This window comes from Virgibacillus sp. Bac332, assembly GCF_003667785.1.
GTDB classification, from domain to species: Bacteria; Bacillota; Bacilli; order Bacillales; family Amphibacillaceae; genus Virgibacillus; species Virgibacillus salarius.
Window position 1 is genome coordinate 389903 of record NZ_CP033046.1, and the last position, 16314, is coordinate 406216.

At 37.5% G+C, this 16314-nt stretch carries 15 protein-coding genes and 1 riboswitch; of the genes, 6 read left to right on the forward strand and 9 right to left on the reverse strand.

All coding sequences use genetic code 11. From position 1 onward, the window contains the following. Nucleotides 1-639: 639 nt before the first annotated feature. Complete coding sequence (gene gndA, locus D9782_RS01790) at nt 640-2046, reverse strand: NADP-dependent phosphogluconate dehydrogenase (RefSeq protein ID WP_026681743.1); 1407 nt, start codon at nt 2044-2046, stop codon at nt 640-642. A gap of 100 nt (nt 2047-2146) precedes the next feature. Further along, nucleotides 2147-3232, reverse strand: coding sequence for a glycosyltransferase family 4 protein (locus D9782_RS01795; protein WP_026681744.1), 1086 nt, complete (start codon nt 3230-3232; stop codon nt 2147-2149). A gap of 180 nt (nt 3233-3412) precedes the next feature. Here D9782_RS01795 and D9782_RS01800 point away from each other — a divergent pair, with 180 nt between their 5' ends. Next, nucleotides 3413-3817 carry a hypothetical protein gene (locus tag D9782_RS01800; RefSeq protein ID WP_026681745.1) on the forward strand — a complete coding sequence of 135 codons (405 nt, stop codon included), beginning with the start codon at nt 3413-3415 and terminating at the stop codon, nt 3815-3817. Nucleotides 3818-4386: 569 nt separating this feature from the next. Here the strand turns inward: D9782_RS01800 and hprK are convergent. The 7 genes from hprK to D9782_RS01835 all read right to left on the reverse strand — a co-directional run bounded on the left by hprK (nt 4387) and on the right by D9782_RS01835 (nt 10962). Then, nucleotides 4387-5313 (reverse strand): HPr(Ser) kinase/phosphatase, encoded by a 927-nt coding sequence (hprK, locus tag D9782_RS01805; RefSeq protein ID WP_121603931.1) that lies wholly within the window; start codon nt 5311-5313, stop codon nt 4387-4389. A gap of 105 nt (nt 5314-5418) precedes the next feature. Beyond that, entirely contained in the window at nt 5419-6363 is a 945-nt protein-coding gene (gene lipA / locus D9782_RS01810) for a lipoyl synthase (RefSeq protein ID WP_026681747.1), read from the reverse strand. Beyond that, nucleotides 6356-7177, reverse strand: coding sequence for a lipoate--protein ligase family protein (locus D9782_RS01815; RefSeq protein WP_121603932.1), 822 nt, complete (start codon nt 7175-7177; stop codon nt 6356-6358). The genes lipA and D9782_RS01815 overlap by 8 nt, the downstream gene beginning before the upstream one ends. Nucleotides 7178-7328: 151 nt before the next feature. After that, nucleotides 7329-7436, reverse strand: a riboswitch (TPP riboswitch). A 295-nt stretch (nt 7437-7731) separates the two neighbouring features. Continuing rightward, entirely contained in the window at nt 7732-8034 is a 303-nt protein-coding gene (locus tag D9782_RS01820; protein ID WP_121603933.1) for a PTS sugar transporter subunit IIB, read from the reverse strand. Between the two features lie 4 nt (nt 8035-8038). After that, nucleotides 8039-8368 carry a PTS lactose/cellobiose transporter subunit IIA gene (locus tag D9782_RS01825; RefSeq protein WP_121603934.1) on the reverse strand — a complete coding sequence of 110 codons (330 nt, stop codon included), beginning with the start codon at nt 8366-8368 and terminating at the stop codon, nt 8039-8041. 4 nt (nt 8369-8372) lie between these two features. Continuing rightward, nucleotides 8373-9644, reverse strand: coding sequence for a PTS sugar transporter subunit IIC (locus D9782_RS01830; RefSeq protein WP_121603935.1), 1272 nt, complete (start codon nt 9642-9644; stop codon nt 8373-8375). A gap of 1 nt (nt 9645) precedes the next feature. Further along, the gene (locus tag D9782_RS01835) at nt 9646-10962 is read right to left on the reverse strand and encodes a 6-phospho-beta-glucosidase (protein ID WP_026681752.1); all 1317 of its coding nucleotides are present in this window, start codon (nt 10960-10962) and stop codon (nt 9646-9648) included. Nucleotides 10963-11456: 494 nt separating this feature from the next. Between D9782_RS01835 and D9782_RS01840 the strand changes: the two genes are divergently transcribed. From D9782_RS01840 to zwf, 5 genes are all read left to right on the forward strand, one after another. After that, complete coding sequence (locus tag D9782_RS01840; RefSeq protein WP_121603936.1) at nt 11457-12188, forward strand: GntR family transcriptional regulator; 732 nt, start codon at nt 11457-11459, stop codon at nt 12186-12188. Nucleotides 12189-12219: 31 nt separating this feature from the next. After that, nucleotides 12220-12921 carry a chitin disaccharide deacetylase gene (gene chbG / locus D9782_RS01845; protein WP_121603937.1) on the forward strand — a complete coding sequence of 234 codons (702 nt, stop codon included), beginning with the start codon at nt 12220-12222 and terminating at the stop codon, nt 12919-12921. A gap of 76 nt (nt 12922-12997) precedes the next feature. Then, on the forward strand, nt 12998-13744 hold the full coding sequence (locus D9782_RS01850) for a threonine/serine exporter family protein (RefSeq protein WP_121603938.1): 747 nt from the start codon (nt 12998-13000) through the stop codon (nt 13742-13744). A gap of 36 nt (nt 13745-13780) precedes the next feature. Further along, nucleotides 13781-14206 (forward strand): threonine/serine exporter family protein, encoded by a 426-nt coding sequence (locus tag D9782_RS01855; protein WP_121605793.1) that lies wholly within the window; start codon nt 13781-13783, stop codon nt 14204-14206. A gap of 557 nt (nt 14207-14763) precedes the next feature. Beyond that, nucleotides 14764-16245 (forward strand): glucose-6-phosphate dehydrogenase, encoded by a 1482-nt coding sequence (gene zwf, locus D9782_RS01860; RefSeq protein ID WP_026681757.1) that lies wholly within the window; start codon nt 14764-14766, stop codon nt 16243-16245. The last annotated feature ends 69 nt before the right edge of the window (nt 16246-16314 follow it).

Genomic DNA, 16314 nt, shown 5'->3' on the forward strand with positions numbered 1-16314 from the left:
TTTGTCATGTTTCTATTACTTTTTCTACATTCAAATGGTAGATAGACTTGTACGGTTTTATTAATATAGTAGGAAATCCACGACGTAACCTGAAATAGGCTCGCTTCACGTTGGCACTTATCAAGCTAACTTGGTAAAGAAAAAAACATTACTAAATGAAGCTTCTGGCTCATGCTGTTCCCGCAGGAAAGATTCGGTAGCCGTACATTGCACGGAGAAAAAATGCACCCTTCTTTTCCCGTTTAAATGGGGAACTCCTTGTTATTCCATACTTCTTGGCCAACATGTCATATTCTAAATAACCCTTTTGATATGCTCTTACTACCATTAATTTATATGGAGCACTATATATAAGCCATAAAGAAACACCCCAAAAGATAGATTTCACTCTAACTTTTGGGGTGCCGTACATCATTTTAGTTCTTTTTATTGTTTCTTATTTACTTTTATGCCGTGGGAGAAATTATCAGTGATGTTTCCGTGTGGCATATTGATTTTTCGGAAAAGCTGAATGACTTTTGTTCTCAAACAAGCTAAGCATCGTCCACAGGATATAGAGACTTTCTGATAATTAGTCATGTTTGATGGACAGCTGATCATCCTTTATAATTCCCGCAAGGTTTTTAATGGGTAATCAATTTATAGCCAATTCGTATGGAAGACGCCCTCTTTATCTTTTCTCTGATAGGTGTGAGCACCAAAGTAATCTCGTTGCGCCTGTAAGAGATTAGCTGGTAAATCTGCAGAACGATAGCTATCATAATAAGCTATTGCACTTGAAAATGCTGGTACAGCAATACCATGCTTAACAGCTGTAGCTACGACTTCTCGTAAAGCTCCTTGGTAGCCTTCGACAATTTCTTTAAAATAAGGATCGAGCATTAAATTAGCTAGTTGTGGTTCACGATCATAAGCTTCTTTAATTTTTTGCAAGAAGTGCGCACGAATGATGCAACCACCTCTCCATATCATGGCGATATCACCATAGCGTAAACCCCAATCATTTTCGTCGGATTGGGCACGCATTTGAGCAAACCCTTGTGCATAAGAGCAGATTTTACTCATATATAGTGCTTTTCGAACAGCTTCAATTAGTGCTTGTTTATCACCTGCAAATGGTACATCAGGACCTTGCAATTGTTTACTTGCTTTTACACGTTCATCTTTCATTGCTGAAATAAAGCGAGCAAACACTGACTCGGTAATCAATGGAAGTGGAACACCTAAATCCAATGCATTCTTACTTGTCCATTTACCAGTTCCTTTTTGTCCAGCAGTGTCGAGAATAACATCAACTAGTGGTTGGCCGGTATCTTCATCTTTCTTTGTAAAAATATCAGCTGTAATCTCAATTAGATAACTGTCCAATTCACCTTTATTCCATTCAGAGAAAACCTCATGAAGCTCATCTGCATCAAGCCCTAGTACATGCTTCAATATGTAATAAGCCTCGGAAATTAGTTGCATATCACCATATTCAATACCATTATGAACCATTTTCACATAGTGCCCGGCACCATCTGGACCAATGTATGTCGTACAAGCTGCTCCGTCTACCTTAGCAGAAATCGCCCCAAAAATTGGTGCCACAAGCTCATAGGCTTCCTTTTGTCCACCAGGCATAATAGATGGACCTTTTAGCGCACCTTCTTCGCCACCAGATACGCCTGTTCCAATAAAATGAATACCTGTTTCTTCAAGTGCCTTATTTCTGCGAATCGTATCTTCATACAGTGTATTTCCACCATCAATTAAAATGTCACCTTTTTCTAAATAAGGCTTCAGTGATTCAATAGTTGCGTCTGTAGCAGGTCCTGCTTTAACCATTAGCAAGATTTTTCTTGGCTTTTCAAGGGAATTCACAAATTCCTCTATTGTCTTCGCACCTATGAAATTTTTTCCTGTTGCTTCATCTTCTAAAAATGCTTCTGTTTTATCTACAGAGCGATTGTATACGGCAACAGAGTACCCACGGCTTTCAATATTTAGTGCAAGATTTTTTCCCATAACCGCTAACCCAATTACACCAATTTGCTGTTTTTGCATATATATGCCATTCCTTTCTAATCTATATGTCAGTAAAGAATTTCTATCTTTATTCTATCCCATTATAGTAAACTTTGCTTAAATAACAAAAGCTTATGATTTACGTATTATCTTTATCTACTTTTCTCTTCTTGAATAGCCTCTGTAATAAGTCAAGCATTGGGCGCTTTCCCCCCATTACAATACCCGCCATTTCTGCAAATACATGCAGGAGAATAAGTACAAAAAAAGTAATAACAAAGGCTGTGGTAATACTCGCATTGGAAAATAAAATTGCCATTGCACCAAACAAGGCACTAAATGCGTAAATTATTAGCACTGTTTTGCGATGGCTATAGCCTGCGTGTAGCAGTTGATAATGTATATGCTTATTATCTGCCATCATTATATTCTCTTTATTATATGCTCTTCGAACAATAGCAAATAACGTATCAAAAATCGGTACTGCTAGAACGATAATTGGAATAATAAAGCTGAATAGAGCAATATTTTTAAATAAACCAAGCATCGACACTACGGCAATCATATATCCAAGAAAATTAGATCCCGTATCTCCCATATAAATCTTTGCTGGATAGAAATTATGATAAAGAAAGCCAAGATTACTGCCTATCAACACTACACATATGTAAGCTACAAGAACTTGCGCATCAATTAATGCCATAATAAATATGCTGATCAATGCGATTGTCGTAACTCCCGTTGCCAGCCCATCTAAGCCATCAATTAAATTGATTGCATTTGTAATACCTACCACCCAGACTACAGTGACAAAAACGCTAATAAAACCTAACTCCACAGTACCGAAAAATGGCAATGTCAGTCTTTCTATAATCAGCCCAGCAGATACGAGAAATGTAGCAGCAATTAGCTGGCCCGTCAGCTTTACAACTGGTCGAATGCTGAACCGATCATCTAAAGCACCTGTAAGAATGATTACAACAGCACCTGCAGCAATTTCTGGTAAATGTGGATGCATAGGATGTAAATAAATCATCCCAGCTATCGTTCCTAAAAATATAGCAAGTCCACCTAAACGAGGTGTCACCTTCGTATGTATTTTACGATGATTCGGTAAGTCGACAGCTCCAATAAACATAGCAAATTTTTTCACTGGATATGTAAGTAAAAAAGCAGTTAAGAGTGCTATTAAAAACGCAATCCATAAATCCAAGTAATTAAACATAGAATTCTCCTAAGTATCCTAGATGACTTTCCTAGCTGGATTATAATTATTTTCAATTCAGATAAGACCAGCTTAAATTATATCGAATAATAGCAGTTTTTAGCAAATCTTATTGTGGAACTTCATAGTACATGGTAAGCTGGTTTTAGCATTTTTACTAGAGGTAAGGAGGATGAGACAGTGATTCCCTATGTTTTTGTCGCTGCAGCAGCATTCGCTGTATTTCCCATTTTAATTCTATTTAAAATAAACGTTGAAAAGCTTAAAAAGGATCCTAGACAGCAAGGTAAAGTACAAACAAATATGATGTTAGGTGTAGCTATAAGCGAAGCCATTCCAATTATTCTCATTATATACGGCTTTTCAAAACTAGCCCCTGTTTCTGATGTTTCTACTTTATATGTCCCTGGAATAATTATTGTGTTTTTCATGTTATTTGCTGCTTTCTTTATTTTTATGCAGAGAAAAGTAGATGTGGAGGAAAATTCCAAATCGGCTGTAAACAACTTTTCGATGATCAGCCTAATGTTAACAATGGCCATCCCACTTATTTCTGTTATTTCTTTATTTTTAATGGTTCCATAACGTATAAAAACCTCCTTGATATGGTGATATGGTAGGAGGTTTAGCTTGTAGAGAACCTTTTGTGTTTTCTACAAGACTTTTTTCGTAGGCGAACGGAATACCACTCGCTTTCCGAGGAAACGACAATAACGCAGCCCATGCAGGTCTTCTGAATCTGCGTAGCTACGTTCCACTTCTCTTTTCTCATTCCGATACATCCACTTACTTTGATTATAAATCCAGTTCCATTGAACCAGTTCTATCGCTCCTTCCCACACATGACGTGTAATGGTTTTCTGGAATAAGCACACCTTCTTTACTCAAAGAATCCGCACCGTGAAACTATACGCGCTTTCCGCAGGCACAGCCTTAGCTAACTTGGTAAAGAAAAACACCTTACCAAGTGGATCTGCGGACGCGTACTGTTCCCGCTGGAGTCTCGCTTATTTCAGGTGCTGAATTAATAATTTTGATCAAAAAACGAACAATAATTAATTTTCAACCAATTATCGTTCGTTTTTTTGATTGTTTCTTCATTCTTTTGTCTCAGTCTCTTGATCCTTCTATGATAGAAGGACTTCTATCTATTTTTACTCTTCTGTTTCTGTCCGATCAGAATCTAAACGTTGAATAAATTCTTCCGCAGCACTATATCCTTGCTGCTGTAAATACCAATTATTTGCTGCCGCTTCAATTAAGCCGACAACATCACGACCAGGCTGTAGCTGTATTTCAATACGAGGAATTGTTACCCCCATATAATCACTAGTTTCCGTAGCTACTTCTAATTCATTATTTAACTCATTCTTTTGCCACGCTGTCAGCTCAATATCAAGAGCAATACGAGTTTCCTCTTGAAATGCCTTTCTACCATACAGTCTTACCACATTTAAGAGCCCAATGCTTCGTAGTGCAAGAAATTCCTTATTTGTACCATTATGTGTACCGAGTAATGTTTCTGGTCCTAATTTTTTTAAGACAACCATATCATCTGCTACAAGCCGATGTCCTCGACCAATTAAGGCATGGGCAATCTCGCTTTTACCAATTCCAGATTTACCACGAATCAATATACCAAGTCCAAAAATATTAACACATACACCGTGAACAGCAGTCTCAGGAGCTAATGCCTTTACCATATAAGCATCATATTTATCCATAAATGTAGATGTCGCTTCCTTCGTACGTAATAATGGAATACCTTCTTGCTTGCAAAATCTAGTCAAATACGTTAATCCCTCTTGATTTGATGTAACAATAAAACAAGGTGGATGATAGTTTACGATGTTACCGATACGTAGCTGCCGCTCCTCATGTGATAATTGATGTAAGTAGGTAATTTCTTTTCTTCCCAATACTTGAACGTGTTCCATCGGAAAGAAATCAAAGTATCCAATAAACTCCAATCCAGGCCGATGCGTTCTAGCTTTTGTTATCGTTCGGTTCAATTGGTCCTTTCCTGCCAATACTTCCAAACTAAATTGCTTTGCTAGTTGCTTTATTGTTACAGCATTCATCTGTATACGCTCCATTTCTATTCACTTCATAGGTCTGAATCTCTTGACTATTCTTATTACGAAAAACAGATACAAGAAGTTTCATGATAACGTATCATGATGAAGTTAAAAAGTGAAGTCGACTTCCTTATTTTCCTGTTTTTCATAGCCCTTCATATAATTAATTCGACGCTGTGCAGAAGCTTGTGTTACTTGCTCATCTGCATGATAGGAAGAACGAACTAATGGACCTGCCTCACAATGCCTGAAGCCTTTATTAATAGCTATTTCCTTCAGCTCTTTAAACTCATCAGGATGATAATAACGCTCTACATTTAAATGTTTTTTAGTTGGTTGTAAGTATTGACCAATTGTTACAATGTCTACCTGATGTGCTAACAGATCATCCATCGCTTGAATAATCTCCTCTTTTTCTTCTCCTAAACCTACCATAATACTAGATTTTGTTGGTGTGTTTGGAGCAATTTCTTTTACCCGTTGAAGTAGCTGCAAGGAACGGTCATACATCGCTCTGGCACGTACACGTTTTGTTAATCTCCTTACCGTTTCAATATTATGGTTAAAAATATCTGGAGCACTATCCATAAGTGTATGCAGACTATCATAGTCACCCTTCATATCAGAAGGTAGAATTTCAATAGTACAGCCAGGATTTTTTCTTCGTACTGCTCGAACAGTTTCAGCAAAAACGGCAGCACCACCATCATTTAAGTCATCGCGAGCAACTGCTGTTACAACAACATGTCTAAGCCCCATTACAACAACAGAATCCGCAACTCTTTCTGGCTCTCCCCAATCCAGTTCATTTGGCAGTCCAGTCTTTACAGCACAAAAACGGCATCCTCGTGTACATGTATCTCCAAGAATCATAAAGGTAGCTGTTTTTCTTTCACTCCAGCATTCATGAATATTCGGGCAACGCGCCTCTTCACATACAGTGTTTAAGCGATTATCACGCATTAGTTTTTTTAGTCCTCTGTATGATTTATTCGTATTTAACTTTGTTTTTAACCATTCAGGCTTTCGAATATACGTCTGATCTTTAGGCATGGGTGACCGCTCCTTTTCTCGTGTTCTCATCAGAATAGTTTGTTTCAGCAAGTTTATATACTTCATCCCATTGACTTTTCGTTAATGAAAAAGGCTCTAGCTTAATGTTTAGTCCTTTCGAGAACCCCTCCATAAAAGCAGGTTTAATTGTTTCGTACGAATGCGCTTGATTTGTTAACTGATTAATTGTTGTTGCTTTTTTCCAAAAGCCTTGTTTTTTTCTTTCTTTCAATTTGTCTGAAGGAAATATAAATAGATCGAATAGCAAATCAATGTTCATGGTTATCGGTATCGATCCATGCTGAAGCAGTACCCCTTTTTTTCTAGTTTGTGCATTTCCTGAGAGTTTTTTACCATCTGCAACCATTTCATAAAAAGCAGGCCGCTCGAAGCAAATACTACTTCTCTCCTTGGAAAATGATTCAGCGTAGGTTGCTTCTATTCCTAAGTTTTGATAACCTTTTAGAATTCCTTTCGACAAATCATAATAAGCTTGGCGAATCGAAGAAGCTATCATAGGATGATCCTCAGAAATAACAATACTGTATGTTAATTCATCATCATGCAATACCGCACTTCCACCTGTCATTCTGCGTACAAACTGACATTGATGTTTTTTTACACCTTCTAAGTCAATTTTTCCATCTACTTTTTGAAAATGACCAATCGAAAGTGTCGGTTTCATCCATCGATAAAACCGTAATGTCGGCGGTATTTTCCCTTCATAATGCCAATGAAGCAAGGCTTCATCTAATGCCATATTAATGGAAGCATCATGTGGTACATTTTCTAAAAATCCCCATTGTTCATGCATGAAAATCGCCTCCCAATAAGAAATCGACTTCCAGCACATAGAAAGAGCTATCGAGATCAAAACTAGACTGACTACCTGCAAAACAGAGAACGATTTGCTATACATTAAATTAAAAACTGCATTCCTTGTGAATGCAGTCAACATTTATGTAGCCTTGGTGACCACACTTTCCCACGCAGGCATTATCCTGTTCGGGTACAGAGGGTCAAAACGAATACGTCTTTCTCAGCTATTCCAAATAGCTCCCCTAGTGCTGTAACATTTCCTATTAAATTTTCTAACAAAAACAGCTTAACAAGATTGGTATAAATTGTAAAGGTCTAAATAAGAAAACTCTGATAGCTCACCTTTAGCAAACTAATAAATCCCTTTAAAACGCTATACGACCAAACAACATGAATGTCGCCTAGTTCTGGAGGCTGGGGCTGGACGCGGCCCAAAACGCGCCTATTTTCCACATTGGCAAATTTTACTATTTCCTAGACGATAAAAAAATAGCTGCGCTGTAATCCATCGCTTCAGAAAACAGGCAGCTATTCCTTTCATGTATGAAATTATTTTGCAAGCTCTACTGCCTGATCTAAAACTTTATCACCTTGTATCATGCCGTATGCCATTTGATCGATTACATCGACGGCAATGCCATGTGGTTCAACCTGTTCTTTAATTTTCTTTTCTAAATAGCGAACCTGTGGACCAATTAATACAACGTCTAGATTATCTAATTCATTTTTTAACTGTGATTCAGCAACTGCATTTATTTCTGCATCTAGATTCCGCTCCTCAGCTGCCTGCTTCATTTTTTTAACAAGCATAGACGTTGACATCCCCGCTGAACAAACTAGTATAATTTTCATTTTATTATCCCTCCAATGTTTGTATTTTCTCATACATGTCTATCATTTCAACCGCTAAGTCTTTCACTGTCATAGCCGTCATTAGATGATCCTGCGCATGGATCAATATTACGGATAAATCCGTTTGTTTTCCATCTGCTTCTTCCTGTAAGAGTTTTGTTTGCATATGGTGTGCGTCATTAAATTCTTTATCAGCCGCTTCAATCTTTTGACGTGCCTCGTTGAACTGGTATGCCTTTGCATAAGAAATCGCTTCCATCGCATGTGACCTTGCATTTCCAGCATGTAAAATAATTTGGAAAGATAACATTTGAACATCCTCTGTTGTTTCCATTGTATTAACCCTCTTTTCGTTGTCTTAGTGTTCTAACTCCTGCCATTATAAACGGTATATACATAAGTACAGCAAGCGTTAAATTAAATACCTGTAAAGCAATTCCACGCCAGCTTCCTCCAGTTACTAAGTAACCGCTTAAAATTGGTGGCGTTGTCCACGGCAAGATCGCCACTGTTCTTGGAACTAGCCCAGTCGCCAATGCTATATATGACGTAACAGTTAACGTAACCGGTATCAAAATAAAAGGAATTAACATTGCAGGATTCAAAACAATTGGCAAACCAAATATTACTGGCTCGTTAATGTTAAATAACCCTGCTGGTGCAGATAATTTTGCCACTTGACGATAAGGGTGATTCTTTTCTCTACGGATGACAATAAAGATAGCAATTAATAAGGCAATTGTGGTACCAGATCCACCCATGAACACGAATGAGTCAAGGAATGGCTTTGTTACAATATTTGGTACTTCAAATGCGGACATTCCACTCTTAAATAGATCTAAATTTTGTTCAATTAATGGTAAATATAATGGTTCAATAACGGATCCAATAATATTCGTACCATGTAAACCAAAGAACCATAGTAAATGATTGAGGAATGAGACAACCATTGCTGCAGGCAGCGTATTCCCTAACCCCTGTAATGGTTCTTGAATAACATTGAAAATAACCTCAAACACGCTTTGCTCTGCAAATACATTCATCAATGCTTGGAAGAAACCAAGAATGATGAGTATAATTACTGCAGGAATTAAAGCTTTAAAAGAACGAGTTACTCCTTCAGGAACACCTTCTGGCATTTTAATTGTCATTTTCGATTTTATTAAGATTCTGAATAATTCCGTTAATACTAATGCAAGAATAATCCCGACGAATAACCCTTGTGTCCCCAACCATGCTGCATTCAAGCCACCATCCTCAGTCCATGGGACGAGCATAATGAAGCCCCCAGCAGATATTAGACCTGCTGATAAGCCATCAACATCATAGGACTTAGCTAAATTATAAGCGATAGAAAAAGAAACTAAAAGTCCCAATACAGCAAAGGTTCCATTCCAAATACTTCCCCCAACTGCCTGCCAATTACCGTCCCCAAAAATACCATTCATCCATTCTACGAAATTGAAACTTCCAAATGGCGGAAAGTTATTAATCAGGATTGCTAATGAACCAACAATAATTAAAGGCATAATCGCAACGAATCCATCACGCACTGCTACTAGATGACGTTGTGATCCAATGCGACCAGCAATTTCAATGAACTTATTCATTCTAATTCCCCCTTGATTTAAATTGTGGTAAATATGATTTATGTGCTTCTAATAACTCATCAAGCACAACCTTACTACCTTTTTCGTTTGCAAGAAGTGGATTCATAACCATTGCTGTATATGCATCGTTGTAATCTCCAGATATACTTGCCCGAATCACTAACTCTTCAAATGCCTTCATTTGATAAATATGGCCTTTCACTGTATGTGGCAATGCACCTACAGAAATCGGTTTTGGACCATTATTTGTAATCATGCAGTTTACTTCAATAACTGCATCTTCAGGCAGATCTGGAATAGCCCCATTATTAATCGTATTTACAGTCTGAACATCCTGTTTGTTGTTATATATAGAGTCCATCAAACTGCAAGCGACGTCACTGTAAAAAGCACCACCACGTTCTTCTAGTTCCTTAGGTTTTTCATATAATGATGGATTACTATAGATGTTAAATAAAGATGTTTCCAAATTTTGCACAACCTCAGCCCTAGTACCATTTTCCTTAAATGCTTTCACATCTTTTTCCAAAACCTCTTTCGTTTGGAAATAATACTGATGATATGGATTAGGAAGAAGTCCAGTTGCTTCAATGAATGTCTTCGACCAGCCTAAATTAACAATGTTTGCAGGTGAGTAATCTAAATCGCCGCTTAACTTCTCCAAAACTTCTTTGGTACGATCTATTCCATTGACATATACCTTCTTACCGAAAACAAAATGGTTCATCCCAATAAATTCAATTAATACGTCATTTGGATCGGCATCCAATATTTCTGCTGTTGAATGACGCATATTGTATGGAATATTACAAACACCAATAACCTTCTTATGTGGTGAATGTTTCAATAATGCCTCTGTAACGATTCCAGCAGGATTTGTAAAGTTTATAATCCACGCATTGGGACAAATTTCATGAACATCTTTTGCCAAATCCAATAATACTGGTATGGTACGAAAGGCCTTAAATATTCCTCCAGCCCCATTTGTTTCCTGACCAATAAATCCGTGACTTAACGGGATTCGTTCATCCTTTGAACGAGCAGCTAAACCTCCTACTCTTATCTGTGTTGAAACAAAGTCAGCTTGTTTAAGCGCTTCTCTACGATCTAATGTCCACGATAGATTAATAGGTTTATTGGATTTTTCTATCATGCGTTGTGCCAGATTACCGATAATCTCGAGTTTTTCCTTCCCAGCTTCAATATCAACTAGAACAATATCTGTAACAGGGAATGAATCATGGCGACGAATTATCCCTTCAATAATCTCAGGTGTATAACTTGATCCACCACCAACTACTACAAGTTTTACTGTCATTGTATAAACTCCTTTGATGAATTTTGAAAACGCTTTTAATTATAATGAAAAATTAAGCGTCTTCTGGAATGATCCAAAAAACTCTAAACTTCTTCCTTAACTATTGGTTACTTATACCTATTCCGTTTCTCCACTAAAAATGTATCATACAAATTATTTATTGTCCATACATTATTAAAAAATTGTTTTATATTGTCATTACATTTATAAAATATTGTCATTAAATGTGTAATCTTGTACACTTTAATTAAATAAATTTACAAGTAAAAGAATTTTAATAACGCATACATGTAGACAGTACAATTACTATCGGGCAATCGACAACCATCTACATTACCTAACCGGGTACTTCATGTATTATCCTGCAAAAAGGTCTTTTGCTTTTTACAACATATAACCAGATAATTTTAGTTTCACGTAATTTTAACGAATTGAAAATTTCCTTTTAACCCATGAACATGATAAAAAGATCAAATAGATAAGGGAGTGCACGAATGGAAAAGAACCAATCATTACATGCCTATATAAAAGAGGAACTACTGAATCGAATTAAAGCTAATAAATATAAGAGAGGAGAAAAGATACCTACAGAGCTAGAATTATGTAAGGGTTTTGGCGTGAGTAGAACAACTATTCGAACTGCTCTCAATCAATTAACTGTTGAGGGTTACTTAGAGCGTCATCAAGGCAGAGGAACTTTTGTCGCCGATCAGAAAGTAAAACAGACATTATCCCAAACCGTAAAACGATATAGCGACCAGATTGCCATTCAAGGGAAAAAAGCAGAAATCACGTTGATTAGTATTCAAGTTGTACCGGCAAATGAATATCTAGAACAATCGTTAGATGTTACGTTAAATGACCCCATTCAAAGGGTGGAGCGGGTTCGTAAAGCGAATACTGAGCCGACTCAATATGAGATCGCCTACATTCCGTGGAATGTTGCACCAGGAATTACAAAGGAACAAGCCGAGACCTCGCTTTATGGAGCTTTAAAAGAGGATTTTAGCGTCCACATAGCAAAAACAACGGAACATATAGAAATCGCACTTGCTGATGAGCGCTCCTCTTCACATTTAAACTGTGAACCTGGTTCACCATGCTTTTATATTGAAACCGTTGCAGAAAATGAAAAAGGGGAGAAGGTAGAATATTCTCGCTCTTACTTTAGAGGAGATAAAACAAATTTTGTCATTGAACGTAACTACCCATTTGAAGCTGAATAAAAGTTTAATAATATGGAGGGGGAAAATATTTATGAAGGTTTTATTTAATGCGGATGATTATGGTCTAACAAAAGGAGTAACAGATGGCATTATACAGTCCCATTTGCAGGGGGTAGTTGATTCTACAACGTTAATGATGAATGGGCTGGCTGTAGACTATGCAGTAGAACAAGCGAAAGCACATCCAACTTTAAAAGTAGGAATCCATCTGGTATTAACTTGGGGGAAACCATTAAGCTCCAAGATATCTGATCTTGTAAACGAGGATGGTACGTTTAGATTTAGTAGTCGTTTTCGACAAATGAATCCGCCCAATTTACAGGAATTGGAGTTAGAATGGCGCTCCCAAATAGAAGCTTTTTTGAATACGGGTCTTCCTTTACATCATATTGATAGTCATCATCATGTACATGGTTGGGAGCCACTTAAACCTTTAATCATGAAGTTAGCAAAGGATTATCAGGTCCCTGTTCGTGTTACTGACTCCTTAAAAGATGAGAAAGATATATTATTAACAGAACAAATCTGGTTAGACTTCTATGGAGAAGGAATAACCCCTGATTTATTCTCACAAATCCAATCACTTGAAGCATCAAGTATTGAAATAATGACGCATCCAGCGATGGTCGACAACGACTTATTAAATATAAGTTCTTATTTAGATAAAAGACAGGAAGAATTAAAGATATTATGCTCCTTACAAGCACCAGATTGGGTGGAAAAAATAGAATAAGCCGAACATCCTATCTTCTGGACGAATCGTTCCTATCATTACATATTAGTAACATGCTTATGAAAGGGGGAACCCTATGAATAACAATGACCCTACTTCTGTAGCTAAAGTCTGCATTCTTGCTGGAAAAATCATGTTGGAGAGTGGTGCAGAAACCTATCGAGTGGAAGATACAATGAATCGAATCGCAATTGCCTATGGATTAGAAAATGCGGAAAGCTATGCGACACCAACAGGTATTCATTTTTCTACTGAAGGAGAAGCGACCTATTTCCGTAGAATCTCCAATCGTTCAACTGATCTCCATAAAATTACTGAAGTAAACAGTATTTCGCGACAAATAGCCGAACAATCTATTGAGGTAAAAGAGGCTTTATTATTGCTAAAGGGCGTTCAGCATGCCAGTGAATCATTTCCATATTGGATGCAAATTCTAGCAGCTGCATTAGTTAGCGGTAGCTTCACCATCATGTTTGGTGGATTATGGGGTGATTTTATCCCTTCTTTTATTGCTGGTGGAGGAGGCTTTGCTGCCATGATCTGGTTTGAAAAGCTAGTGGAGATAAGATTTATTGCCGAATTTCTAGCTTCTTTTATCATTGCCATTCTCGCACTTATAGCTATCGAGCTGAATTTCGGCATGCAAATGGATAAGATTATTATCGGGGCCGTAATGCCTCTTGTACCTGGGTTACACATAACAAATGCAGTACGTGATTTGATGGCAGGTCATTTAGTAGCCGGTGTTTCAAAAGGCGTTGAAGCAATATTAACAGCCTTTGCAATCGGTGCTGGTGTTGCTGTCGTATTTGCCTTTATGTAGGATTAGGAGGAGATAAACTTGCTCTTTGCTCAACTAATGACAAGCTTCATCGCTGCTAGTGGATTTGGTATTCTTTTTAATGCCCCCAGACAAGCTTTAATCCAGTGTGGACTTGTCGGCATGTTCGGCTGGATTGTCTATTATATCTTGGTTGATCAAGGAATTGATACCGTTCCTGCTACTATCTTTGGTTCCATGCTTGTTGCTGTATTAAGTCATCTATGTGCAAGATTATATAAGACACCAATAATTATTTTTAATGTGTCCGGAATAATCCCTCTCGTGCCTGGAGGCATTGCTTATGATGCCATGCGAAAATTTGTTGAAAATGATTATTTTAGCGCTGTTCAACTTTCAGCAAAAGTGATGCTGTTAGCCGGGGCTATTGCCATCGGCTTGATGTTCTCTGAAGTCGCTAATCAAATTTTTAAGAAAGCCTGGGGCTGGTTCCGTCTCGAATAGTTGATTTTCTAATTTCTAACTTATATGATAGTGGAAGTTAATGATTTATAAGTGAAGCTTCAATCAGTTGAGGGGCTGTTTTATCCCCCACTTATGGTTAGTACCACAGGGGTATGGCCTAAAGGCCTTTGAACCAATCGGACATTTACTGGCAGTTGTTCCCATACTTATCCATATTTATTTCAGTTTATTGCCTGGAGTCGGGGGCTTACTGCCAGTTATATGCGGGATAAAGTGAAACTTCAATCCGTGGGTTTCGGATTGATAGTAGAACCAATCGGACATTTACTGGCAGTTGTTCCCATACTTATCCATATTTATTTCAGTTTATCGCCTGGAGTCGGGGGCTTACTGCCAGTTATATGCGGGATAAAGTGAAACTTCAATCCGTGGGTTTCGGATTGATAGTAGAACCAATCGGACATTTACTGGCAGTTGTTCCCATACTTATCCATATTTATTTCAGTTTATCGCCTGGAGTCGGGGGCTTACTGCCAGTTATATGCGGGATAACTTGGCTATCGGCTAATTAGTTAATAGAAAATGGAGAGGGTATTTTGAATACTATAGATAAACCAAACGTAGTAATTGTGATTTTTGGAGCAACAGGAGACCTATCTAAGAGAAAATTATTCCCTTCCATTTATCGCCTTTATCAGAATGGAAAAATTGGTGAAGATTTTGCAGTAGTTGGTCTCGCTCGTAGACCATGGACCAATGAAGTTTTTAGGGAAAATGTAAGAGATTCAATTCAAAATGCTTCTTTAAACGCAGAAGATATAGAAGCTTTTTCATCTCATTTTTATTATCATTCCTTTGATGTAACTGACACGTCTTCCTATGACCATTTAAAAATATTACTTGAAGAGCTGGAGGGTAATTATCAAACAGATGGCAATCGAATATTCTATTTAGCTATGGCACCGGAATATTTTGGTTCCATCGCCAATCAGCTTCAACAAAACGGCTTAAAGGATAGTGCTGGCTGGACAAGACTTGTTATTGAAAAACCATTTGGTCATGATCTAGAATCTGCAAAAGCGTTAAACAATCAAATTCGCGTGGCATTTAATGAAAATCAGATTTATCGTATCGATCATTATCTAGGAAAAGAAATGGTACAAAACATTGAAGTTATTCGCTTTGCGAATGGGATATTTGAACATTTATGGAACAATCGCTTTATCTCCAATATCCAAGTTACTTCTAGTGAAGAACTTGGTGTTGAAGATAGAGCACGCTACTATGATCATTCAGGTGCTACAAGAGACATGGTACAGAACCATATGCTACAAATGGTAGCATTATTAGCAATGGAACCACCAATTAAATTAACTCCAGAAGAAATTCGTTCAGAAAAAGTGAAGGTATTACGGGCATTACGACACGTTGATCCTGACAAAGTGGATGAATTCTTTGTTCGTGGACAGTATGGAAGTGGAACCTCAAAAGGCGAAGTGGTGAAGGGATATCGAGAAGAAACAGAAGAGTTAGCTGGATCTACTACAGAGACATACGTTGCTGGAAAAGTAATGATTGATAACTACCGTTGGGCAGGAGTACCATTCTATATCCGAACCGGCAAACGTATGAAAGAAAAATCCACTAAAATTGTCGTTGAGTTTAAAGATATACCAATGAATTTATATTACAAGGATGAAGCAGAGAAGCATCCTAATTTACTGGTCATTAATATTCAACCAAATGAAGGAATCACTTTGTATCTCAACGCTAAAAAGGCTGGAATCGGCTCAATTGCTGAGCCTATTAAGCTTTCTTATACCAATAATGGCGTGGATGGAATAAACACACCAGAAGCTTATGAAAAACTAATTTATGATTGTATCATCGGCGATACAACAAACTTTACACATTGGGATGAAGTAGCCTATTCATGGGCATTTATCGACTCCTTACTTCAAGCATGGTCAGCATCACAACCTAAATTCCCAAACTATCCTTCAGGTTCAATGGGGCCACAGGCTGCCAATGATTTACTTGAACAAGATGGATTCCATTGGTGGCCAATTACTGAATAGCTGATCATCTCTCAGAAAAAAGTCAGCGTAATATTCTAGTTTAGCAAAATGCTAATTTCTAAAAAAAGA

Coding starts and splice junctions, on each gene's coding strand:
- D9782_RS01855 (WP_121605793.1), top strand. CDS start 13,781: ATGACAAGCTTCATCGCTGCTAGTGGATTTGGTATTCTTTTTAATGCC.
- D9782_RS01835 (WP_026681752.1), bottom strand. CDS start 10,962: ATGACAGTAAAACTTGTAGTAGTTGGTGGTGGATCAAGTTATACACCT.
- lipA (WP_026681747.1), bottom strand. CDS start 6,363: ATGCCTAAAGATCAGACGTATATTCGAAAGCCTGAATGGTTAAAAACA.
- D9782_RS01825 (WP_121603934.1), bottom strand. CDS start 8,368: ATGGAAACAACAGAGGATGTTCAAATGTTATCTTTCCAAATTATTTTA.
- D9782_RS01815 (WP_121603932.1), bottom strand. CDS start 7,177: ATGCATGAACAATGGGGATTTTTAGAAAATGTACCACATGATGCTTCC.
- hprK (WP_121603931.1), bottom strand. CDS start 5,313: ATGAATGCTGTAACAATAAAGCAACTAGCAAAGCAATTTAGTTTGGAA.
- gndA (WP_026681743.1), bottom strand. CDS start 2,046: ATGCAAAAACAGCAAATTGGTGTAATTGGGTTAGCGGTTATGGGAAAA.
- D9782_RS01795 (WP_026681744.1), bottom strand. CDS start 3,232: ATGTTTAATTACTTGGATTTATGGATTGCGTTTTTAATAGCACTCTTA.
- D9782_RS01840 (WP_121603936.1), top strand. CDS start 11,457: ATGGAAAAGAACCAATCATTACATGCCTATATAAAAGAGGAACTACTG.
- D9782_RS01820 (WP_121603933.1), bottom strand. CDS start 8,034: ATGAAAATTATACTAGTTTGTTCAGCGGGGATGTCAACGTCTATGCTT.
- D9782_RS01830 (WP_121603935.1), bottom strand. CDS start 9,644: ATGAATAAGTTCATTGAAATTGCTGGTCGCATTGGATCACAACGTCAT.
- D9782_RS01850 (WP_121603938.1), top strand. CDS start 12,998: ATGAATAACAATGACCCTACTTCTGTAGCTAAAGTCTGCATTCTTGCT.
- chbG (WP_121603937.1), top strand. CDS start 12,220: ATGAAGGTTTTATTTAATGCGGATGATTATGGTCTAACAAAAGGAGTA.